This is a genomic window from Serratia ureilytica, assembly GCF_013375155.1.
GTDB lineage: Bacteria > Pseudomonadota > Gammaproteobacteria > Enterobacterales > Enterobacteriaceae > Serratia > Serratia ureilytica.
On sequence record NZ_JABXOF010000017.1, the window covers coordinates 21,893 to 42,330 of the forward strand.

General features: G+C 62.9%; 19 protein-coding genes. 7 read left to right on the forward strand and 12 right to left on the reverse strand.

What is annotated here, in order from left to right; genetic code table 11:
• Positions 1–403 precede the first annotated feature (403 nt).
• Positions 404–1,696, forward strand: a complete 1,293-nt coding sequence (locus tag HWW83_RS23955; protein ID WP_033642196.1) for a citrate synthase — start codon at positions 404–406, stop codon at positions 1,694–1,696.
• Between the two features lie 57 nt (positions 1,697–1,753).
• Here the strand turns inward: HWW83_RS23955 and nei are convergent, their stop codons facing one another.
• The 12 genes from nei to HWW83_RS24015 form a co-directional block, all read right to left on the reverse strand.
• Positions 1,754–2,545 (reverse strand): endonuclease VIII, encoded by a 792-nt coding sequence (gene nei / locus HWW83_RS23960; protein WP_046686580.1) that lies wholly within the window; start codon positions 2,543–2,545, stop codon positions 1,754–1,756.
• A 54-nt stretch (positions 2,546–2,599) separates the two neighbouring features.
• Positions 2,600–3,244, reverse strand: a complete 645-nt coding sequence (pcp, locus tag HWW83_RS23965; protein ID WP_016928732.1) for a pyroglutamyl-peptidase I — start codon at positions 3,242–3,244, stop codon at positions 2,600–2,602.
• Positions 3,245–3,252: 8 nt separating this feature from the next.
• The gene (locus HWW83_RS23970; protein ID WP_033642193.1) at positions 3,253–4,272 is read right to left on the reverse strand and encodes a DUF979 domain-containing protein; all 1,020 of its coding nucleotides are present in this window, start codon (positions 4,270–4,272) and stop codon (positions 3,253–3,255) included.
• Positions 4,269–5,000 (reverse strand): DUF969 domain-containing protein, encoded by a 732-nt coding sequence (locus tag HWW83_RS23975; RefSeq protein WP_016928734.1) that lies wholly within the window; start codon positions 4,998–5,000, stop codon positions 4,269–4,271. Before HWW83_RS23975 ends, HWW83_RS23970 begins: the two co-directional genes overlap by 4 nt.
• A 54-nt stretch (positions 5,001–5,054) precedes the next feature.
• Complete coding sequence (gene pxpA / locus HWW83_RS23980) at positions 5,055–5,795, reverse strand: 5-oxoprolinase subunit PxpA (RefSeq protein WP_004939906.1); 741 nt, start codon at positions 5,793–5,795, stop codon at positions 5,055–5,057.
• Positions 5,785–6,717 (reverse strand): 5-oxoprolinase subunit PxpC, encoded by a 933-nt coding sequence (gene pxpC, locus HWW83_RS23985; RefSeq protein WP_069100736.1) that lies wholly within the window; start codon positions 6,715–6,717, stop codon positions 5,785–5,787. The genes pxpA and pxpC overlap by 11 nt, the downstream gene beginning before the upstream one ends.
• Entirely contained in the window at positions 6,711–7,367 is a 657-nt protein-coding gene (gene pxpB / locus HWW83_RS23990) for a 5-oxoprolinase subunit PxpB (RefSeq protein ID WP_074446872.1), read from the reverse strand. The genes pxpC and pxpB overlap by 7 nt, the downstream gene beginning before the upstream one ends.
• A 159-nt stretch (positions 7,368–7,526) precedes the next feature.
• Complete coding sequence (locus HWW83_RS23995) at positions 7,527–8,270, reverse strand: type 2 GTP cyclohydrolase I (protein WP_016928738.1); 744 nt, start codon at positions 8,268–8,270, stop codon at positions 7,527–7,529.
• Between the two features lie 18 nt (positions 8,271–8,288).
• Complete coding sequence (locus HWW83_RS24000) at positions 8,289–9,269, reverse strand: MBL fold metallo-hydrolase (protein WP_069100734.1); 981 nt, start codon at positions 9,267–9,269, stop codon at positions 8,289–8,291.
• Between the two features lie 22 nt (positions 9,270–9,291).
• Complete coding sequence (phrB, locus tag HWW83_RS24005; RefSeq protein ID WP_108680284.1) at positions 9,292–10,722, reverse strand: deoxyribodipyrimidine photo-lyase; 1,431 nt, start codon at positions 10,720–10,722, stop codon at positions 9,292–9,294.
• Positions 10,723–10,738: 16 nt separating this feature from the next.
• Positions 10,739–11,695 (reverse strand): YbgA family protein, encoded by a 957-nt coding sequence (locus HWW83_RS24010; protein WP_033651168.1) that lies wholly within the window; start codon positions 11,693–11,695, stop codon positions 10,739–10,741.
• Positions 11,696–11,837: 142 nt separating this feature from the next.
• Positions 11,838–12,047, reverse strand: coding sequence for a YbfA family protein (locus HWW83_RS24015; RefSeq protein WP_004939916.1), 210 nt, complete (start codon positions 12,045–12,047; stop codon positions 11,838–11,840).
• A gap of 441 nt (positions 12,048–12,488) precedes the next feature.
• Between HWW83_RS24015 and HWW83_RS25810 the strand changes: the two genes are divergently transcribed.
• The 6 genes from HWW83_RS25810 to kdpE all read left to right on the forward strand — a co-directional run bounded on the left by HWW83_RS25810 (position 12,489) and on the right by kdpE (position 20,426).
• Entirely contained in the window at positions 12,489–12,578 is a 90-nt protein-coding gene (locus tag HWW83_RS25810) for a K(+)-transporting ATPase subunit F (RefSeq protein WP_016928742.1), read from the forward strand.
• Complete coding sequence (gene kdpA, locus HWW83_RS24025) at positions 12,578–14,266, forward strand: potassium-transporting ATPase subunit KdpA (protein WP_072628177.1); 1,689 nt, start codon at positions 12,578–12,580, stop codon at positions 14,264–14,266. The genes HWW83_RS25810 and kdpA overlap by 1 nt, the downstream gene beginning before the upstream one ends.
• Before the next feature lie 26 nt (positions 14,267–14,292).
• Positions 14,293–16,362, forward strand: coding sequence for a potassium-transporting ATPase subunit KdpB (gene kdpB, locus HWW83_RS24030; protein ID WP_033642184.1), 2,070 nt, complete (start codon positions 14,293–14,295; stop codon positions 16,360–16,362).
• Between the two features lie 18 nt (positions 16,363–16,380).
• Positions 16,381–16,950, forward strand: coding sequence for a potassium-transporting ATPase subunit KdpC (gene kdpC / locus HWW83_RS24035; RefSeq protein WP_176589637.1), 570 nt, complete (start codon positions 16,381–16,383; stop codon positions 16,948–16,950).
• A 73-nt stretch (positions 16,951–17,023) separates the two neighbouring features.
• On the forward strand, positions 17,024–19,720 hold the full coding sequence (kdpD, locus tag HWW83_RS24040) for a two-component system sensor histidine kinase KdpD (RefSeq protein ID WP_042783854.1): 2,697 nt from the start codon (positions 17,024–17,026) through the stop codon (positions 19,718–19,720).
• 16 nt (positions 19,721–19,736) lie between these two features.
• On the forward strand, positions 19,737–20,426 hold the full coding sequence (kdpE, locus tag HWW83_RS24045; protein WP_176589638.1) for a two-component system response regulator KdpE: 690 nt from the start codon (positions 19,737–19,739) through the stop codon (positions 20,424–20,426).
• Positions 20,427–20,438: the final 12 nt, after the last annotated feature.

The window sequence follows — 20,438 nt, forward strand, 5'->3', positions numbered from 1 at the left end:
AACGGTCCTATGATGCGCTACGGGTCAGCAGATACACTTCCCCCCGGGTTCGAGTTATGCAACAGTGTATTTGGCGAACCTATCCCAATAGCCGTTGTTTCCCGCTCGATTTTGCCGGCGTCAAAAAGCAAATAAAGCAAATAAAAACAGTTTATTGGGATAGGTTCACATCTCTTCGAACAGCTCATAGGTAAGATTAACAGACTATAACGAATTACTCTGAATCGTTAACAACTGGTCACCCGTCTCGTTCGCCTGGTCAGCACTCTGTACCCTACCCGCGCACAGTTGCGCAGTCGCTCACAGAGTTAGCGTCCGCACCATTTTTTGCGGGCAACCTGCAGAGATTTAAGGTATTTCAGTTGTTAGTGGTTTTTAAAATAAGGCGCTAAGGAGACAGTAAATGACTGATAAGAAAGCGACGCTAACCATTAACGACAGCGAAGCTCCGATCGAACTGGGCGTATTGACACCGACACTGGGCCCTGATGTCCTCGATGTCCGCGCTCTGGGTTCCAAAGGTTATTTCACATTTGATCCCGGCTTTACCTCCACCGCTTCTTGCGAATCCAAGATTACCTTCATCGACGGCGACAAAGGCGTGCTGCTGCACCGCGGCTTCCCTATCGAACAGCTGGCGAAAGAATCTTCCTACCTGGAAGTGTGCTACATCCTGCTGTACGGCGAGACCCCGACGCCGGAAGAGTTCGAGACCTTCAAAACGACCGTAACCCGCCACACCATGATCCACGACCAGATCACCCATCTGTTCCGTGGCTTCCGTCGCGACTCGCACCCGATGGCGGTGCTGTGCGGCGTGACCGGCGCGCTGGCGGCGTTCTACCACGATGCGCTGGACGTCAACAACGAGCGTCACCGTGAAATCACCGCGTTCCGTCTGCTGTCCAAAATGCCGACCGTGGCCGCGATGTGCTACAAATACTCCCTGGGCCAGCCGTTCGTTTATCCGCGCAACGATCTGTCCTATGCCGGCAACTTCCTGCACATGATGTTCGCCACCCCGTGCGAAGAGTACGTGGTGAACCCGGTATTGGAACGCGCCATGGATCGCATCCTGATCCTGCACGCCGACCATGAGCAGAACGCCTCTACCTCGACCGTGCGCACCGCCGGCTCTTCCGGCGCCAACCCGTTCGCCTGCATCGCGGCCGGCATCGCCTCCCTGTGGGGGCCGGCGCACGGCGGCGCCAACGAAGCGGCGCTGAAAATGCTGGAAGAGATCAAGACCGTCGATCACATTCCGGAATTCATCAAGCGCGCCAAGGACAAGAACGACTCCTTCCGCCTGATGGGCTTCGGCCACCGCGTGTACAAGAACTACGATCCGCGCGCCACCGTGATGCGCGAGACCTGTCACGAAGTGCTGAAAGAGCTGAACAAGAAGGACGACAACCTGCTGCAGGTGGCGATGGAGCTGGAGCACATCGCGCTGAACGACCCGTACTTCATCGAGAAGAAACTGTACCCGAACGTCGACTTCTACTCCGGCATCATCCTGAAGGCGATGGGCATTCCTTCTTCCATGTTCACCGTGATCTTCGCCATCGCGCGCACCATCGGCTGGATCGCGCACTGGAACGAAATGCACGACGAAGGCATCAAAATTGCCCGTCCGCGTCAGCTGTACACCGGCTATGCCGAGCGTGATTTCAAATCCCAGCTGAAAACCAAGTAAGCCGCTTCCCCGGCTGAAACCGCACAGCGCCGCCCCTTCGGGCGGCGTTTTTTTTGCTTATTTCTGGCAGCCCGGGCACCAATAAAACGGCCGCGACGACAGGTCGGTGCGCACAATCATCGCGCCGCAGCGCTCACAGGGCTCGCCGCTGCGATGAAACACCTTGAAGCGAAACAGCGCGCCGTGATGGCGGTTCTCATCCGCCTGCCCACGCGTCTGATAGGAAAGACGCGGCACCGCCAGCAGCGCCTCCGCCAGACGCCAAAGCGCTTCCGGCGCCAGATCCTGCGGTTTGTGCTGCGGCGCCAGTTCGGCCTGCCACAGAATTTCGGCGCGCAGATAATTGCCCAATCCGGCGAGAAACGCCTGGTCGAGCAGCATGCCGCCCAGCTGCCTGCGGCGAAAACGCGGCGTCAGCAAACGCTCCTGCACCTCATCCACCGTCAACGTCATGTCCAGCACGTCGGGGCCGATGCGTTGCAGGAACGGGTGCTGTTCTATCTCCTCGCGCGGCCCGACGGTGATGTCAGACGCGCTGTAGAGCAATATTGCGCTGCGAGCGGTTTCCAGCCGCACCCGCAGATCGCGCTTGGTCTCCGGCGTCTCTCCTGCCGCCGCCACTTTCCACACGCCATACAGCTGGTTATGGCTGTACATCGTCAGCCCATTGGAGAAATGGGTCAGCAGCGCCTTGCCGCGCGGCTCGATGGCGACGATGCGCTCGCCGATCAGACGCTGGCGATAGTGTTTCAACTGAGGAAAAGCGAAATCGACGGCGGTCAACGGCTGATCGATCACCGCCGCCGCCAGTTTGTCCGCCGCCCGGCGAATCTCCGGTCCTTCCGGCATAGACCACTCCTTGCGTAGGCCCGGCGCAGCCCGGTGCGCCGGGAGTGTTCTTGATTAATGCGTTGCGCCACCCACCACTTTCAGATCGTGTTCCACCTGCAAAGCAATGGAAACGGCCAGCTCCAGCGCAAACAGCACCGTCGAAGCCGCCATGCTCGGCGCACCGGGGTGGGCCGCCGCCTGTTCCGGCAGGTACGGAATATGGATAAAACCGCCCTTCACCTCACGCTGGCCGCTCAAACGGTGCAGCAGCCCATACATCACATGGTTGCACACGTAGGTGCCGGCAGTCTGCGAAACGGCGGCCGGAATGCCGGCCTCGCGCATCGAACTGACCATCGCTTTGATCGGCAAGGTGCTGAAATAGGCCGCCGGACCGCCGGCGACGATCGGCTCATCCACCGGCTGCTGCCCCTGATTGTCGGGAATGCGCGCATCGTCGACGTTGATCGCCACCCGTTCAATCGTGATATCGGTGCGGCCGCCGGCCTGGCCGATAGCCAGCACCATCACCGGCTGCACCTCATCGATCGCCGCATTGAGCGCCTCCAGCGCCGCGCCGAACACGCACGGCAGCTGGCGCGCCACGATGCGCGTGCCGACCAGCTCCATATCATTGAGCTGCTTCACCACTTCCCAGGAGGGGTTAAGGCGCTCACCGCCAAACGGCTCAAAGCCGGTAATCAATACTTTTTGCATCCTTACTCCTACAGGAACATCAGGAAATACAGCAGGAACACGTTAACCAACAGCAGCAGCACGCCGGTCGGCACCTGCGCCTTGATCACCGCATTCTTGTCCGGCAACTCCAGCAGCGCCGCCGGCACAATGTTGAAGTTCGCCGCCATCGGCGTCATCAGGGTGCCGCAATAGCCGGAGAACATGCCGATCGCCGCCATCACCGCCGGGTTGCCGCCGTGCTGCAACACCAGGATCGGAATGCCGATGCCGGCGGTAACGATCGGGAAAGCGGCGAAGGCGTTGCCCATCACCATGGTCAGCACCGCCATACCGATAGCGTAGACCGCCACGGCGATAAAACGGTTATCGACCGCCAGATATTCCTGGGTCAAATGCGAGATCGCGGTGCCGACGCCGGCGACGGTAAACAGCAGCCCCAGCGTGGCGAGGATCTGCGGCAGAATGAACGCCCAGCCGATCGAATCCAGCAGGCGCCGCGCTTCCTGTATCGGCTGCAGCGCCTTCTCATGGGTCATTGTCACCGCGATCGCCAACCCGATCAGGCAGCCGACGGTCATCGAGAACAGGGTAATTAGCGTCGCGTGGTTACCGCTGCCGAATACCGCGTTTTGCAACGCCGGCACGTTGTTGAACAGCAGCACGCCGACCACCGTCACCACCGGGATCGCCAGCGCGGGAATGAACAGCTTGTTGCCCAGGCGCTTGGCGCTCGCCTCGCGCTCCTGCGGCGTCCGCTGGTGATAGCTGCCGAGGCGCACGCCGCCGAAGCCGGCAATCAGGGCCATCACCACCACCACCGCGCCAACGATGATATGCAGCATGCGTTTTTCGTTACTGCCCTCGCCCAGTACATCGCCCAGCAGGCGATAAGTCCAGTCGCCGACCAGGAATACCAGGCCGTACAGCCCCCAAAACAGCCCGGTGGTGATGCGGCGCGGGTTGGCGCGATCGCGCAAGGACATCACCGCCACAATCAGCAGCACCGCGCCGGCCAGCCAGTAAAGGTATTGTTGCTGGAAGTTCATCGCGCTTCCCCCTTCGCCTGCAGCGCCGCCTGATTCAGCTGCGCCAGCTCGGCGCTCAGCTGTTTATCCATCCGATACAGCCGGAACGCGTGGATCAGGAAAGCGAAAATGGCGGTCGGAATGCCCCACAGCGCGATATGCAGCGGCTCGGTCTGAATGCCGCCGGACTCCAGCATAAAGTTATGCATGAAGATGATCGCACCGAAGGCCACGAAGATATCCTCGCCGAAGAACAGCCCGACGTTGTCGGTAGCGGCCGACATGGCGCGCAGGCGGTGGCGGGTACGCTCCGGCAGCTCGCCGTAGCGGTTTTCCGTCGCCCCTTCCGCCATCGGCGCCAGCAGCGGCCGCACCATCTGCGGATGCCCGCCCAGGCTGGTCAGCCCCATCGCCGCGGTGATCTCGCGCACGAACAGGTACACGATCAGCAAACGGCCGGCGGTGGCGCTTTTGATCTTGGCGATCCACGCCTGCGCCCGCTCTTTCAGCCCGTGACGTTCCAGCAGGCCGATCACCGCCAGCGGCAGCAGCAGGATCAGCGGCAGGTTTCGGGTATTGAGAAAGCCCTCGCCGAGCTTTTCCAGAATGACGTCCAGCGGCATCAGCGCCGCCAGACCGGTGATGATGCCGGCGGCGATCACCACCAGCACCGGATTGAAACGCAACACAAACCCGACCACGATCGCGGCGATGCCGATCAGTGGCCAGAGATTCACGGCCTGTTCCATAGTCTTCCCTCGATATTTTCTAATAATTTTTTGTTTGTGATGTTGTGTCTTGCTTTACTGCTCTGCGCTGACGCGGATGCCCTGTTGAACAAAACTGTCCCGCAGCTTGCGCGCATACGCCAGCGCATGCTCGCCGTCCCCGTGCAGGCAGACGGTCTCCGCCTGTACGGCGGTCCAAACGCCATCGACGCTGCGCACCCGGTGATGGCGCACCATCTCCAGGGTTTGCGCCAGCGCCTGTTCGTCATCCTCGATCAATGCCCCCGGCAAACCGCGCGGCACCAGCGTGCCGTCGGCCTGATAACCGCGATCGGCGAACACCTCCTGCCGGGTGGTCAGACCGAGCCGTTGCCCGGCGCGGATCAGCTCGCTGCCGGCCAGCCCCACCAGCCGCAGCGCCGGATCGACCGCCTGCACCGCCCGGGCGATGGCTTCCGCCAGCGCCGGCTCAACCGCCGCCTGGTTGTACAGCATGCCGTGCGGCTTAACGTGCACCATCACCCCGCCCTCGGCGCGGGCGATGGCCGCCAGCGCCCCGAGCTGATACACCACCTGCGCGTACACCGTTTCCGGCGGCAGCTGCATGCGAGTGCGGCCGAAATTCTCCCGATCGGGAAAACTCGGGTGGGCGCCGATCGCCACGCCGTACTGCAATGCCCAGCGCACCGACTGACGCATGGTCTGCGCATCGCCGGCGTGGAAGCCGCAGGCGATGTTGGCCGAACTCACCAATTGCAACAGCGCCTGGTCGTTGGCGCAGCCTTCGCCGAGATCGGCGTTCAAATCAACGATCATGTAACCCCCAGGCAATCTGTCGAAGGAAAAGATCCTGCTCGGCCTTGGCGCGCTGCGCCTCGGCCAGTGAACAGAGAACGAAATGGATCGGTTCGCCGAGACGGATCTGCGCCAAATGGTAAAGATCGGCTTCGATCACGCAGGCGATGCGCGGGTAACCGCCGGTGGTTTGCGCATCGGCCATCAGCACGATCGGCTGGCCGTTGTGCGGCACCTGCACCACGCCGGGCATCAGGCCGTGCGACAGCATCTCTCTGTCGGTGGTGCGTGCCAGCGGCGTGCCGCCGTGCAGACGGTAGCCCATGCGGTTGCTCTGCGGGCTGAGCTGCCAGGCGGCGCGCCAAAACGCATCTTGCGCCTCTTCGCTGAATTCGGCGTACTCCGGCCCCGGCAACGCACGGATGCGATTGGTAAACAGCAACTGCTTCACGCCACAGCGGGTTTGCGGCAGCGCGGTGGATTTGCCCAGCGGCAACCGATCGCCGTCCTTCAGATTACGCCCCTCGCACCCGCCAAAAGCGGCTTTCATGTCGGTGCTGCGCGAGCCCAGCATTTCCGGCACGGCGATACCGCCGGCGATCGCGAGATAACTGCGCATGCCGCGCTTCGGCGTGCCCAGCACCAGACGCTGCCCCTTTTTCACCGGGTAGCGCCAGCCGGTCCACAGCGGCTTACCGTCCAGCTGCGCGTCGCAGCCAGCGCCGGTCAGGGCGATCCAGCCAGGGCGGGTAAACTCGGCGCTGAACTGGCCAAGGGTGATCTCCAGCCCGGCGGCCTCAGGCGCATTGCCCACCAGCAGGTTGGCGATCTTCAGCGCCGGTTGATCCAGCGCCCCGCCGGTGCTGATGCCCAGGCGGCGGAATCCCTCGCGGCCCAAATCCTGCACCGTGGTATAGATGCCGGCACGCAGAATAATCAGCATACGCCCTCCTTCTGCGGCACGAAGCGCACGTTATCGCCCGGGCGCAGCAGCGTCGGCGGCATTTCATGCGGATTGAACAGCGCCAGCGGCGTGCGGCCAATCAGTTGCCAGCCGCCGGGCGTCACCAGCGGATAGATGCCGGTCTGGCCGCCGCCGATACCGACGGAGCCGGCCGCCACCGCCAGACGCGGTTCGGCGCGGCGCGGCGTCGCCAGTTTTTCCGGCATGCCGCCCAAATAGGAGAAGCCCGGCTGAAAGCCGAGAAAATAGACCACGTAAGCCGCCGCCGCATGGCATTCCACCACCTGTCGCGGCGTCATGCCGGTATGGCGCGCCACCTCATCCAGATCAGGGCCCTGTTCCCCGCCGTAGACAACCGGGATCTCCACCTGACGCGACTCCGGCGTCAGGCGCTCTTTGCTTTCCCACCCCTGCTGCAGTAACGCGAGCATCGCTTCGGCGTCAGCCTGCGGCGTATGCAACAGCAGCGTCAGGTTGTTCATTCCCGGCACCACTTCCCGCACGTCAGGATGATGATTCAGCTTTTCCGCCAGCGCCCAGATGCGCTGCTGGCTCGGCAACGTCACCGGCGGTGACAGTTCAAGCACTACCGCTCTTTCACCTAAAAGGTAATAACGCGCTTGTTGCACCCTTATTCTCCTTATTATTATCGCGCTGAAAAACACACCAGTTATGCGTGACGCAGCCCCGGCTGTCAATAGAACGCAACCATAAGGAAAATAAGGAAATAGCGCGATAAAAGGATTCAGCCGGCGCGCAGGCCGGGCTGGATCCGACGCAGAAAAAAATCAGGCGGGATTCGGGATATCGATAAAGGTCACATCAAAACCGTGGTGCTGAGCCAGCCATTCCCCCAGCGCTTTCACGCCGCCGCGCTCGGTCGCGTGGTGGCCGGCGGCAAAGAAATGCACGCCCATTTCGCGCGCGCTGTGAATGGTCTGCTCAGACACTTCACCGCTGATGAAAGCATCGACGCCGAAGCGCGCCGCGCTGTCGATAAAGCCCTGGCCGCCGCCGGTGCACCAGGCCACTCGGCGAATATGCTCAGGCGCGTTATCGCCGCAGTGCAGCACCGCGCGCCCCAGCCGGCTTTCGATGCGCTGTTGCAGCGCTTCGCCGGTCAGCGGCTGTTCGAATTCCCCGTGCGGCACCAGCGGCTCGACGTCGCCAATCACCCGAATGCCCAGCGCCTGCGCCAGCTGCGCGTTGTTGCCCAGCACCGGATGCGCGTCCAGCGGCAAGTGGTAGCCGTACAGATTGATGTCGTGGGTCAACAGCGTTTTCAGGCGGTTGCGCTTCATGCCGCGCACCGCCGGCGCCTCGTTTTTCCAGAAATAGCCGTGGTGCACGATGATCGCGTCGGCCTGATGCGCCACCGCGGCGTCCAACAGCGCCTGACAGGCGGTGACGCCGGTCACGATGCGCTGCACGTGCGGGCGCCCTTCCACCTGCAATCCATTGGGGGCATAGTCCTGAAACGCCGCGGCGTTCAGTTCCGTGTTGATCAGTTGTTCCAGATCGAGGTTACGCATTCTCTTCTCTCTTCATAGTCAAAATGTCTGCCGATCGCCCTGCGCCATCAGGATGAATTTCACCCCCAGATCGTTGCCCTGCGCCAGCTGCTGCGCAATGGCGGCGCGCGCCTCTTCGCCCTGCTTCAGGCTCGGTTTGATGTGGCTGATCACCACCGGCAGACCGTTCAGCGAGCCTTCGCCGCCGCTGTACTGCGTCAGGTTCTTCAGCTCCTTCAGCAGCCAGGCCGGCGTCAGATGGCCGTACAGATGTTTGTCCTCCACCCCGTTAGGGTAAGAGGTTTCGATAATCATGCCCTTGAGCTTTTTCTGCTCGACAAGCGGCCCCAGCACGCGCCACACGGTATCGAGATCGCGCGACTGCTCCACCTTGTCCGGCCCGGTATCGCCGAAGTAGGCGAAGAACTCGTTGCCGTTGGAAATCAGCAGCATTGACGACGGGTAGCGATCGTGGCTGAGCGGGTACATCACGCCGGTCAACCCGGTCAGGCCGAGGGTAAACCGCTGCTGCGGCCGTACCGTTTGCAGCCGGTAGGTGCCCAACCGCGAGCCGTTACCGGCGTCGGTAAAGTTCGGCCAGGCCTTCCAGTTGAAGTAGTGATTACGCAGGGTCAGCACGGTGTCCGCCTGGGCGTAAACGGTTTTTTTATTGTCCTCGGGCGAACCGACGATCAGCCCCGCCACGTGGTCCAGATGGCCGTGGCTGATAAAGTAACTGCCGATCAACTGCCGGAACACATAGCCCTGCGGCGTGTAAGGCGCGGCCAGCTCGGGCGTCACCTGCGGGAAGCTGCCCTTCTCCAGCCCTTTGGCGATGCCCGGCAGCAGTGAACCGGCGTCCAGCGCCACATACTGCGGCTGATTGTCGCTGCGGATCAGGTAGGAAGTCAGGTTGCCGTCGCTGACGCCGCCGTCGACGCCCAGCGCCACCACGTCAAAGCCGGCGATCGCCAGCGCGGAATAGCCGCTCAGACACAGGGCCAGCACCTTTTTCATCATTACGTCGCTCCTTGCAGTTGCCTCAAGACTCTCCCCGTTTTGCCGCCTCGAACGCCGCCAGCGTCTCTACACGCGCTTGCTTGTGATCGACGATCGGCAGCGGATAGTTCAGCGGGCATCGCTGCTTTTCCGCCCAGCGATGGGGATGATGGATGTCATTGTCGGGCACATCCGCCAGTTCCGGCAACCATTTACGGATAAAAGTGCCTTGTGGATCAAAACGTTCACCCTGGGTGGTCGGGTTAAAGATGCGGAAATACGGCGCGGCGTCGGTGCCGGTGGAGGCCGCCCACTGCCAGCCGCCGTTATTGGCCGCCAGATCCCCGTCCAGCAGTTGCGACATGAAATAGCGCTCCCCGGCGCGCCAGTCGATCAGCAGATCCTTCACCAGAAAACTGGCGCTGATCATGCGCAGCCGGTTGTGCATCCAGCCGGTAGCGTTCAGTTGGCGCATGGCGGCATCGACGATCGGATAGCCGGTTTCGCCCCGCTGCCAGGCCTGCAGCTTCGCCGCGTCATCGCACCAGCTCACCTTGTCCGTCCAGGCGATAAACGGCCGATGGCGACACAGCTCGGGATAGGCCACCAGCAGGTGGCGATAGAACTCGCGCCAAATCAGCTCGTTCAGCCAGGCGAAAGCGCCGCTCTCGCGATCTTCCAGCAGCTGCGGGCATTCGGCGCGCAGGCGGTTAAAACACTGGCGCGGCGACAGCGCGCCGATCGCCAGATAGGGCGACAGGCTGCTGGTGCCGGCGAGGGCGGGCAGATCGCGCTGCCGAAGGTAATCTTGCACCTGCTCACGACAAAAGGCGCGCAGCCGCTGCAGCGCGGCCTCCTCGCCGGCGGGATAATCATCCCCGATGTCCGCCGCGGGATAATCGAACGCCGCCGGCGCTTCAGGCGCAGGCAACGCGCCATCGGCACGGATCTTCGGCGCCGGCAGGCAGCTCACGTCGGACTCAGTCAGGCGCTGAATGAAGGCGTTGCGAAACGGCGTATAAACCTTGTACATCTCGCCGCCGCCGGTTAGCACGCTGCCCGGCGGCAACAGCAGACTGTCATCAAAACCGTGGCACGTTACCCGTCCATTCAACTGCTGCTCCAGCCGCGCATCGCGTCGCCGTTCATTCAGTTCGTACTGGCGGTTGTAAAATAGCGCGTCCACCTGCTCTCGCCGGCAATACTCCGCCAGCCAGTCGATAGACGCGGCAAAGTCCGTGCCGGCATGGCAATGCAGCGCAATGCCCTTTTGCGCCAGCGCCTGCTGTACCGCCCGCAGGCTGGCGTGGATCAGCGCCGCCTGCCGCGGCGCCATCTCATGTTCCCGCCACTGCTGCGGGGTGGCGATAAACACCGCCAGCACCCGGGCTTTGGGATCGCTGCAGGCAGCGTGCAGCGCTTTGTTGTCGGTGATACGCAGATCGTTACGCAACCAGACCAGATGCGTGGTCATAAAATTCCCTTGTCAATCAATGGCCGTAACGCAAACGCAGCGCCTCCGGATAAGGTTCGAAATAGCGTTGTTCCGCCAAATAACTGTCGGGGTATTCCGCCATGTAATGCTTAAGCAAGGCGATCGGCGCCAGCAGCGGCTGCATGCCCTGCCGGTAGCGGTCGATCAGGTGCGCCAGCTCCTGGCGCTGCGCCGCGCTGAGCTGGCGGCGGAAGTAACCCTGCACGTGCATCAGTACGTTGGTATGGTTGCGGCGCGTCGCCTTGTGCGCCAACAGCGCCATCAGGCGGCTGCGGTACTCCACGGCGAAGTCTTCCAGCGAGTCCCAGCGGTGAATGTCGGCGACGAAACGCCCCAGTTCGCGGTACGCCGGCTGCGAATGCGCCAGCAGCGACAGTTTGTAGCGGCTGTGAAACGCGATCAGCCCGCCGCGGGTCAGCCCCTGACGCCACAGCATGTTCAACTCATACAGCGCGTACACTCGCTCGATAAAGTTTTCCCGCAGCGCCGCATCCTGCAAACGCCCATCCTCTTCCACCGGCAGCCACGGCATCTGGCGCAGCAGCTCGGCGGTAAACAGCCCGACGCCGTTTTTACGCGAGTCCTTGCCGTTCTCGCTGTAGACCCGCACCCGCTCCAGGCCGCAGCTCGGCGACTTGGCGCAGACGATATAGCCGCACAGGTGCTGCAACGCGGCCACGCGCTGCGCGGAGAAACTGCGCATCTCCTCGGTCAGATCCACGCCGGCGTCGTTGCTGTAGCGCATCGCCGGCCACGGCTGCGCCTGTTTCACCAGGCGCAGCGCCGGGCGCGGCGTGGGCAGGCCGATCGCCATTTCCGGGCAAACGGGCTCAAAGCGCACATAGGGCGCCAACTGTTCCACCGCGAAGGCCAGCCGCTTATGGCCACCGTCGAAACGCACCGCGTCGCCCAGTAAACAGGCGCTGATGCCGATAGGGATCTTGTCACTCATACCGTTCTCTCGTGGTGTTGGTCGATGGGGAAAGTGTAGAAGAATGGCTTGCCAAATACGACCTTGCGCTGGACGGCAGCGGGCTTGGGGCATAAAAAAACCCCCGCCGCAGGGCGAGGGTTGTTCGTGAGTCGGCAGTGACTCAGTAGAAGTCGCAGGACGCCAGTTCCGCCTGCTGCAGCCAGACCGGCTTATCGCTGGTTTTTGACCAGACGCGATGCAGGTAGCTGTAAAAACGCCCGCGATCGCTGCGGAACAGCATCACCGGCAGGGCCAAAATGCCCGCGATCACCACTGCGCTGCGGCGCAGGAGAATCCGATGCAGTGAATAAGCGTGATAGGTCGTAGACATGCGAACCTCCTTAAAAACGCCTGCCGTTGATTTGTCAGGGAAAACGGCGTGGGCGTATCAAATGAACAATCGGTAATTTGGTAACTGGACAAAATTTTAGCGCACTTGATGAAAGTTTACTACTCATCCGACCACTAAATCGCACAAAAAATCGCTAATCACCGCGGCGATTCGTAATTTTGTTACAACCAAGTTAATTTTTAACTTAACATTGGTTACGTTGTGGTTATTATCCGGTTCCTGCTGCCACGCCTCTGCCCTTGCTTATTCACTCATCAGGCGCAATCTCGCCGCCAACCTGCTGGTTGAAATGCTCAATTTTTGCTGAAATTTCAGCCATTTTTATACTTTTTTTACACCCGCCCGCGCGATTTTTTCATCTTCTTTCTACCCCGCTCCCTACACTGCCTCTATCAAAAACAACACCTCTGGAGGTGTCCCGTGAGTTTCAGCGTTATTGGTGGTGCGCTGTTGGTTCTGCTGCTGTTGGCCTATCTGGTCTACGCCCTGTTTAACGCGGAGGATTTCTGATGGCGGCTTCAGCCTTTTTACTGATCGCCAGTTTTCTGCTGGTGCTTCTGCTGCTGGCCCGGCCGCTGGGCGGTTTTATGGCGCGCCTGATCGAAGGTGAGCCGCTGCCTGCGCTGCGCGCAGTGGAAGCCGGCGTCTGGCGCGCCTGCGGCATCCGCCCCACCGAGATGAATTGGTGGCAGTACGCGCTGGCGATCCTGGCGTTTAACCTGCTCGGCCTGGCGCTGCTGTTCGCCCTGCTGATGGCGCAGGGCTCGCTGCCGCTCAACCCGCAAGGCTTCCCTGGCCTCTCCTGGGATCTGGCGCTCAACACCGCCGTCAGCTTCGTCACCAACACCAACTGGCAAGCCTACAGCGGTGAAAGCGCCCTCAGCTATTTCAGCCAGATGGCCGGGCTGGCGGTGCAGAACTTCGTTTCCGCCTCCACCGGCATCGCCGTGGCCTTTGCGCTGATCCGCGCCTTTACCCGCCGCGCCGGCAAGACCGTCGGCAACGCCTGGGCCGATCTGTTCCGCATCACGCTGTATGTGCTGCTGCCGATCGCGCTGCTGATCGCCCTGTTCTTCGTCAGCCAGGGCACGCTGCAAAACTTCCTGCCTTACCTACACGTCACCACGCTCGAAGGCGCGCAGCAGACGCTGCCGATGGGGCCGGTCGCCTCGCAGGAAGCGATCAAGATGCTCGGCACCAACGGCGGGGGGTTCTTCGGCGCCAACTCGGCGCACCCGTTCGAGAACCCAACCGTGCTGACCAACTTCGTGCAGATGCTGGCCATCTTCCTGATCCCTTGCGCGCTGTGCTTCTCTTTCGGACAACTGGCCGGTGAAAACCGTCAGGGCCACGCGCTGATCTGGGCGATGGCGCTGATCTTCGTGGTGGCGGTGGTGGTGGTGATGTACGCCGAGCTGGCGGGCAACCCGCACCTGAGCGCGCTGGGCGCCGACAGCAACATCAATATGGAAGGCAAAGAGTCGCGCTTCGGCATTCTCGCCACCAGCCTGTTCTCGGTGGTGACCACCGCCGCGTCCTGCGGGGCGGTTAACGCCATGCACGACTCTTTCACCGCGCTGGGCGGCATGGTGCCGATGTGGCTGATGCAGATCGGTGAGGTGGTGTTCGGCGGCGTCGGCTCCGGCCTGTACGGCATGCTGCTATTCGTGCTGCTGACGGTGTTTATCGCCGGTCTGATGATCGGCCGCACCCCGGAATACCTGGGCAAAAAAATCGACGTTTACGACATGAAGATGACCGCGCTGGCGATCCTGGTCACGCCGGCGCTGGTGTTGCTGGGCAGCGCGCTGGCCATCGGCACCGACGCGGGCCGCGCCGGCATCCTCAATCCGGGCGCCCACGGCTTCAGCGAAGTGCTGTATGCCCTGTCCTCCGCCGCCAACAACAACGGCAGCGCCTTCGCCGGCTTGAGCGTCAATACGCCGTTCTACAACCTGCTGCTGGCCTTCGCCATGTTCGTCGGCCGCTTCGGGGTGATCCTGCCCGTGCTGGCGATCGCCGGTTCGCTGAGCGCCAAGCCACGCCAGCCAGCGGGCAACGGCACCCTGCCGACCTATGGGCCGCTGTTTATCGGCCTGCTGATCGGCACTGTGCTGCTGGTGGGCGCGCTGACCTTCGTGCCGGCGCTGGCGCTGGGCCCGGTGGCCGAGCATTTGCAACTTTGGTTGGCAAACTAACAGACGTCACAGAGAGAGAATAAGAGATGACTCGCAAACAACGCGCGCTGTTTGAACCGGCTCTGGTGCGCACCGCGCTGATCGATGCGGTGAAAAAACTGGACCCTCGCGTTCAATGGCGCAACCCGGTGATGTTCGTGGTGTATATCGGCAGCCTGCTGACCACCGCCATCTGGCTGGCGATCCTCGCCGGCCAAACCGACGGTGCCGCCGCCTTTACCGGCAGCGTCTCCCTGTGGTTGTGGTTCACCGTGCTGTTCGCCAACTTCGCCGAGGCGCTGGCCGAAGGCCGCAGCAAGGCCCAGGCGGAAAGCCTGAAAGGCACCAAGAAAACCAGCTGGGCGAAAAAACTGGCCGGCCCGCGCCGCGACGGCGCCACGGAGAAAGTGGCCGCCGAGAGTCTGCGCAAAGGCGATATCGTGCTGGTGGAAGCCGGCGACACCATTCCGTGCGACGGCGAAGTGCTGGAGGGCGGCGCCTCGGTGGATGAAAGCGCCATCACCGGGGAATCCGCCCCGGTGATCCGCGAATCCGGCGGGGACTTCTCCTCGGTCACCGGCGGCACCCGCGTGCTGTCCGACTGGCTGGTGGTGCAGTGCAGCGTCAACCCGGGGGAAACCTTCCTCGATCGCATGATCGCCATGGTGGAAGGCGCTAAACGCCGCAAAACGCCGAACGAAATCGCGCTGACCATCCTGCTGGTGGCGCTGACCATCGTGTTCGTGTTGGCCACCGCCACCCTGTTCCCGTTCTCGCAATACAGCGTCGAGGCGGCCGGCAGCGGCAGCGTGGTCACCATCACCGTGCTGGTCGCGCTGCTGGTTTGCCTGATCCCCACCACCATCGGCGGTCTGCTGTCCGCCATCGGCGTGGCCGGGATGAGCCGCATGCTCGGCGCCAACGTGATCGCCACCAGCGGCCGCGCGGTGGAAGCCGCCGGCGACGTGGACGTGCTGCTGCTGGATAAAACCGGCACCATTACGCTGGGCAACCGTCAGGCGTCGGAGTTCCTGCCGGCGCCGGGCGTGAAAGAACAAGAGCTGGCGGACGCCGCGCAGCTGGCTTCGCTGGCGGACGAAACGCCGGAAGGCCGCAGCATCGTGGTGCTGGCCAAACAGCGCTTTAACCTGCGCGAGCGCGATCTGCAGGCGCTGAACGCCACCTTCGTGCCCTTCTCCGCCCAGACTCGCATGAGCGGCGTCAACGTGCAGGAGCGCATGATCCGCAAAGGCGCGGTGGACGCCATTCGCCGTCACGTCGAAACCAATCAGGGGCACTTCCCGCGGGCGGTGGACGATCTGGTGGAAAGCGTGGCGCGCACCGGCGGCACGCCGCTGGTGGTGGCGGAAGGCGCCCGGGTGCTGGGCGTGGTGGCGTTGAAGGATATCGTCAAGGGCGGCATCAAAGAACGCTTCAATGAGCTGCGCAAGATGGGCATCAAAACGGTGATGATCACCGGCGATAACCCGCTGACCGCGGCGGCGATCGCCGCCGAAGCCGGGGTGGACGACTTCCTGTCGGAAGCCACGCCGGAAGCCAAGCTGGCGCTGATCCGCCAGTATCAGGCGGAAGGCCGTCTGGTGGCGATGACCGGCGACGGCACCAACGACGCCCCGGCGCTGGCGCAGGCCGATGTGGCGGTGGCGATGAACTCCGGCACCCAGGCCGCCAAAGAGGCGGGCAACATGGTCGATCTGGATTCCAACCCGACCAAGCTGATCGAAGTGGTACATATCGGCAAACAGATGCTGATGACGCGCGGTTCGCTGACCACCTTCAGCATCGCCAACGACGTGGCCAAGTACTTCGCCATCATTCCGGCGGCGTTCGCGGCCACCTATCCGCAGCTGAACGCGCTGAACGTGATGCACCTGCACTCCCCCGCCTCCGCCATCATGTCGGCGGTGATCTTCAACGCCCTGGTGATCGTGTTTCTGATCCCGCTGGCGCTGAAAGGGGTGAGCTACAAACCGATGAGCGCCGCGGCTCTGCTGCGCCGCAACCTGTGGCTGTACGGGGTCGGCGGTCTGCTGGTGCCGTTCGTCGGCATCAAACTGATCGACCTGATCCTGGTCGCGCTGCACGTCGCCGGTTAACCATTGAGGGAAATGAACATGACTTATTTACGACCTGCGCTGGTGATGCTGATCCTGCTGACGCTGATCACCGGCATCGCCTATCCGCTGCTGACCACCGGGCTGGCGCAGCTGCTGTTTCCGGGTGCGGCCAACGGTTCGATGCTGTACCGGGGCGACAAGGCGGTCGGCTCCGCGCTGATCGGCCAGAACTTCACGCGCGCCGACTATTTCTGGGGCCGCCCGTCGGCGACCGGCGATTCGGCCTATAATCCACTGGCCTCTGCCGGCAGCAACCTGGCGGCCACCAACCCGGCACTGGATAAGGCTATCGCCGAGCGCGCAGCGCAGCTGCGCCAAGCCAACCCTGCGATGAGCGGCCCGATCCCGGTCGATCTGCTGACCGCCTCCGGCAGCGGGTTGGATCCGCAGATCTCGACCGCTGCGGCGCGGTATCAGCTGGCGCGGGTCGCGGCGGCACGTCATCTGCCGCCGGAACAGGTCGCCAAACTGATCGAAGACAACACCGATCGGGCCACGCCCAACTTCATGGGCGAATCGGTGGTCAACGTGTTGAAGCTGAACCTGGCGCTGGATGCGTTGAAGTAACGCACCGTATTCAGCATAGTGATAGGGTTCGGCGTGCCGAACCCCTTTTTGCTTGGTAACACAAGGAATTGTCATGGTCGAAGAAGAACAGCAGCGTCCCGATCCCGATAGCCTGCTGGCGCTGGCCAATGAAAAACCGCGCGGCCGGTTGAAGGTATTCTTCGGCGCCTGCGCCGGCGTAGGCAAAACCTACGCCATGCTGCAGGAGGCCCAGCGTTTGCGCGCCCAGGGGCTGGACGTGCTGGTCGGCGTGGTGGAAACCCACGGCCGCAGCGAGACCGCCGCCCTGCTCGACGGCCTGGCGCTGTTGCCGCAAAAGCGCATCCAGCATCGCGGGCGACTGGTGCATGAATTCGACCTCGACGCCGCGTTGGCGCGCCATCCGGCGCTGATCCTGATGGACGAACTGGCGCACAGCAACGCCCACGGTTCGCGCCACCCCAAACGCTGGCAGGATGTGGAAGAGCTGCTGGACGCCGGCATCGACGTGCTGACTACCGTCAACGTACAACATTTGGAAAGTCTGAACGACGTGGTGGGCGGCGTGACCGGCGTGCGGGTGCGCGAAACGGTGCCCGACCACGTGTTTGACGAGGCCAGCGAAGTGGTGCTGGTCGATCTGCCGCCGGACGATCTGCGCCGACGGCTGCACGAAGGCAAAGTGTATATTCCCGGTCAGGCCGAGCGCGCCATCGAGCATTTTTTCCGTAAAGGCAACCTGATCGCCCTGCGCGAGTTGGCGCTGCGCCGCACCGCCGATCGGGTCGATGACCAGATGCGCGAGTTTCGCGACACCCAGGGGCGCGAGAAAGTGTGGCACACCCGCGACAGCATTCTGCTGTGCGTCGGCCACAACAGCGGCAACGAAAAGCTGGTGCGCATCGCCGCCCGGCTGGCGGCGCGGCTCGGCTGCCACTGGCATGCGGTCTACGTGGAAACCCCCAAGCTGCACCGGCTGCCGGAAAACCAGCGCCGCGCCATTCTGCGCGCGCTGCGGCTGGCGCAGGAGCTGGGCGCCGAAACCGCCACCCTGGCCGATCCGTCCGAAGAGCGCGCAGTGCTGCGCTACGCCCGCGAGCATAACCTCGGCAAAATCATCATCGGCCGCCGCAGCGAGCAGCGCTGGAAGCTGCGCGGCAGTTTCGCCGATCGCCTCGGCCGGCTGGGCCCGGATCTCGATCTGGTGATCGTCGCGCTGGACAGCGACGCCGCACAGCCGCCGCCGGGCAAGGAGCACGACGGCCGCAGCTTCAATGAGAAATGGCGCATGCAGCTGCGCGGCTGCGCGGTGGCGGTGGCGCTGTGCGCGCTGATTACCCTGCTCTCGCAGTGGCTGCTGCCGGGCTTCGATCAGGCCAACCTGGTGATGGTCTACCTGCTCGGCGTGGCGATCGTCGCGCTGTTCTTCGGCCGCTGGCCATCGGTGCTGGCGGCGGTGATCAACGTCGCCAGTTTCGATCTGTTCTTCGTTCAGCCCGAATGGTCGTTCGCCGTCAGCGATATGCAGTATCTGCTGACCTTCGGCGTGATGCTCGCCGTCGGCATCATCATCGGCAACCTGACCGCCGGGGTGCGTTATCAGGCCCGGGTGGCGCGCTATCGCGAGCAGCGGGCGCGCCATCTGTACGAAATGTCACGCGGGCTGAGCCGCGCGCTGACCGTGGCCGACATCGCCAACACCAGCCGTCATTTCCTCTCCAGCAGCTTCCAGGCGAAAACCGTGCTGCTGCTGCCGCAGGAAGACGGCCGGCTGCAGCAAATGATCGGCGAGGAAGGCGGGCTGCTGTCGGTAGACGAAGCCATCGCGCGCTGGAGTTTCGATAAAGGCTTGCCGGCCGGCGCCGGCACCGACACCCTGCCCGGCGTGCCTTACCAACTGCTGCCGCTCAATACCCCCAAACAGACCTTCGGCCTGTTGGCGATCGAACCCAACAACCTGCGCCAGCTGATGGTGCCGGAACAACAGCGGCTGCTGCAAACCTTCGCAGTGCTGATCGCCAGCGCGCTGGAACGGCTGCACCTGGCGCGCAGCGCCGAAGAAGCCAAGCTGGACGCCGAACGCGAACAGCTGCGCAACTCGCTGCTGGCGGCGCTGTCGCACGATCTTCGCACCCCGCTGACCGTGTTGTTCGGCCAGGCGGAAATTCTCACGCTGGACCTGGCGGCCGAAGGTTCCAATCACGCCACCCAGGCCAGCCAGATCCGCCAGCAGGTGCTGAGCACCACCCGGCTGGTGAACAACCTGCTGGATATGGCGCGCATCCAGTCCGGCGGTTTCAGCCTGCGTAAAGAGTGGCAGTCGCTGGAAGAGATCGTCGGCGCTTCGCTGCACATGCTGGAGCCGCTGCTCAGCCAGCATCCAATCGAGGTCGATCTGCCGCCGGAACAGATCCTGGTCAACTGCGACGGCAGCCTGCTGGAACGGGTGTTCACCAACCTGTTGGAAAACGCCAATAAATACGCCGGCGCCGAGGCCACCATCGGCATTCGCGCCCGCACGCTGCCCGAGTGGCTGGAAGTCGAGGTCTGGGATAACGGCCCCGGCATCCCCGCCGATCAGCTGCAGCTGATTTTCGACAAGTTTTCACGCGGCAATAAAGAGTCGGCGATCCCTGGCGTCGGCTTGGGGTTAGCGATTTGTCGTGCCATTATTGAAGTGCATGACGGCCGTATCTGGGCGGAAAACGGCGCCAACGGCGGCGCCAGCTTCCGCTTCGTGCTGCCGCTGGAAAAACCGCCCGAGATCGACGGCGACGCCTTCGATCTGTAATCAACGCAGGGGAAACGTGAGCATAACGCCAACCAACATTCTGATTGTTGAAGATGAAAAAGAGATCCGCCGCTTCGTGCGCACCGCGCTGGAGAGCGAAGGCCTGCGGGTGTTTGAAAGTGAAACGCTGCAGCGCGGGTTGATTGAAGCCGGCACGCGCAAACCGGATCTGATCATCCTGGATTTGGGCTTGCCGGACGGCGACGGGCTGAGCTACATCCGCGATCTGCGGCAGTGGAGCGCCATTCCGGTGATCGTGCTGTCGGCGCGCAACGCCGAAGAGGACAAGATCGCCGCGCTGGACGCCGGCGCCGACGACTATCTCAGCAAACCGTTCGGCATCGGTGAGCTGCTGGCGCGGGTGCGGGTCGCGCTGCGTCGCTACTCAGCTAGCCAACAGGAAAGCCCGCTGGTGAGCTTTTCGGCGATTACCGTCGATCTGGTGAATCGCCGGGTGCTGCGCAACGACGAAGATCTGCATCTGACGCCGATCGAGTTTCGCCTGTTGGCGGAGCTGCTGGCCAACGCCGGCAAGGTGATCACCCAACGCCAGCTGTTGAGCCACGTCTGGGGGCCGAACTACGTGGAGCACAGCCACTATCTGCGCATCTACATGGGCCATTTGCGGCAGAAGCTCGAAGCCGATCCGGCCCGGCCCAAACACCTGCTGACCGAAACCGGCGTCGGCTATCGCTTCATGCCTTAACCCCGGAGGGCG

Excerpts from the sequence above, each read along its gene's own strand:
- phrB (WP_108680284.1), bottom strand. The coding sequence starts at position 10,722 with ATGACCACGCATCTGGTCTGGTTGCGTAACGATCTGCGTATCACCGAC.
- HWW83_RS23975 (WP_016928734.1), bottom strand. The coding sequence starts at position 5,000 with ATGGAACAGGCCGTGAATCTCTGGCCACTGATCGGCATCGCCGCGATC.
- kdpC (WP_176589637.1), top strand. The coding sequence starts at position 16,381 with ATGACTTATTTACGACCTGCGCTGGTGATGCTGATCCTGCTGACGCTG.
- pxpA (WP_004939906.1), bottom strand. The coding sequence starts at position 5,795 with ATGATCGTTGATTTGAACGCCGATCTCGGCGAAGGCTGCGCCAACGAC.
- HWW83_RS24010 (WP_033651168.1), bottom strand. The coding sequence starts at position 11,695 with ATGAGTGACAAGATCCCTATCGGCATCAGCGCCTGTTTACTGGGCGAC.
- pcp (WP_016928732.1), bottom strand. The coding sequence starts at position 3,244 with ATGCAAAAAGTATTGATTACCGGCTTTGAGCCGTTTGGCGGTGAGCGC.
- HWW83_RS24000 (WP_069100734.1), bottom strand. The coding sequence starts at position 9,269 with ATGATGAAAAAGGTGCTGGCCCTGTGTCTGAGCGGCTATTCCGCGCTG.
- pxpC (WP_069100736.1), bottom strand. The coding sequence starts at position 6,717 with ATGCTGATTATTCTGCGTGCCGGCATCTATACCACGGTGCAGGATTTG.
- HWW83_RS23995 (WP_016928738.1), bottom strand. The coding sequence starts at position 8,270 with ATGCGTAACCTCGATCTGGAACAACTGATCAACACGGAACTGAACGCC.
- HWW83_RS24015 (WP_004939916.1), bottom strand. The coding sequence starts at position 12,047 with ATGTCTACGACCTATCACGCTTATTCACTGCATCGGATTCTCCTGCGC.
- HWW83_RS23955 (WP_033642196.1), top strand. The coding sequence starts at position 404 with ATGACTGATAAGAAAGCGACGCTAACCATTAACGACAGCGAAGCTCCG.
- kdpD (WP_042783854.1), top strand. The coding sequence starts at position 17,024 with ATGGTCGAAGAAGAACAGCAGCGTCCCGATCCCGATAGCCTGCTGGCG.
- HWW83_RS23970 (WP_033642193.1), bottom strand. The coding sequence starts at position 4,272 with ATGAACTTCCAGCAACAATACCTTTACTGGCTGGCCGGCGCGGTGCTG.
- kdpB (WP_033642184.1), top strand. The coding sequence starts at position 14,293 with ATGACTCGCAAACAACGCGCGCTGTTTGAACCGGCTCTGGTGCGCACC.
- nei (WP_046686580.1), bottom strand. The coding sequence starts at position 2,545 with ATGCCGGAAGGACCGGAGATTCGCCGGGCGGCGGACAAACTGGCGGCG.
- kdpA (WP_072628177.1), top strand. The coding sequence starts at position 12,578 with ATGGCGGCTTCAGCCTTTTTACTGATCGCCAGTTTTCTGCTGGTGCTT.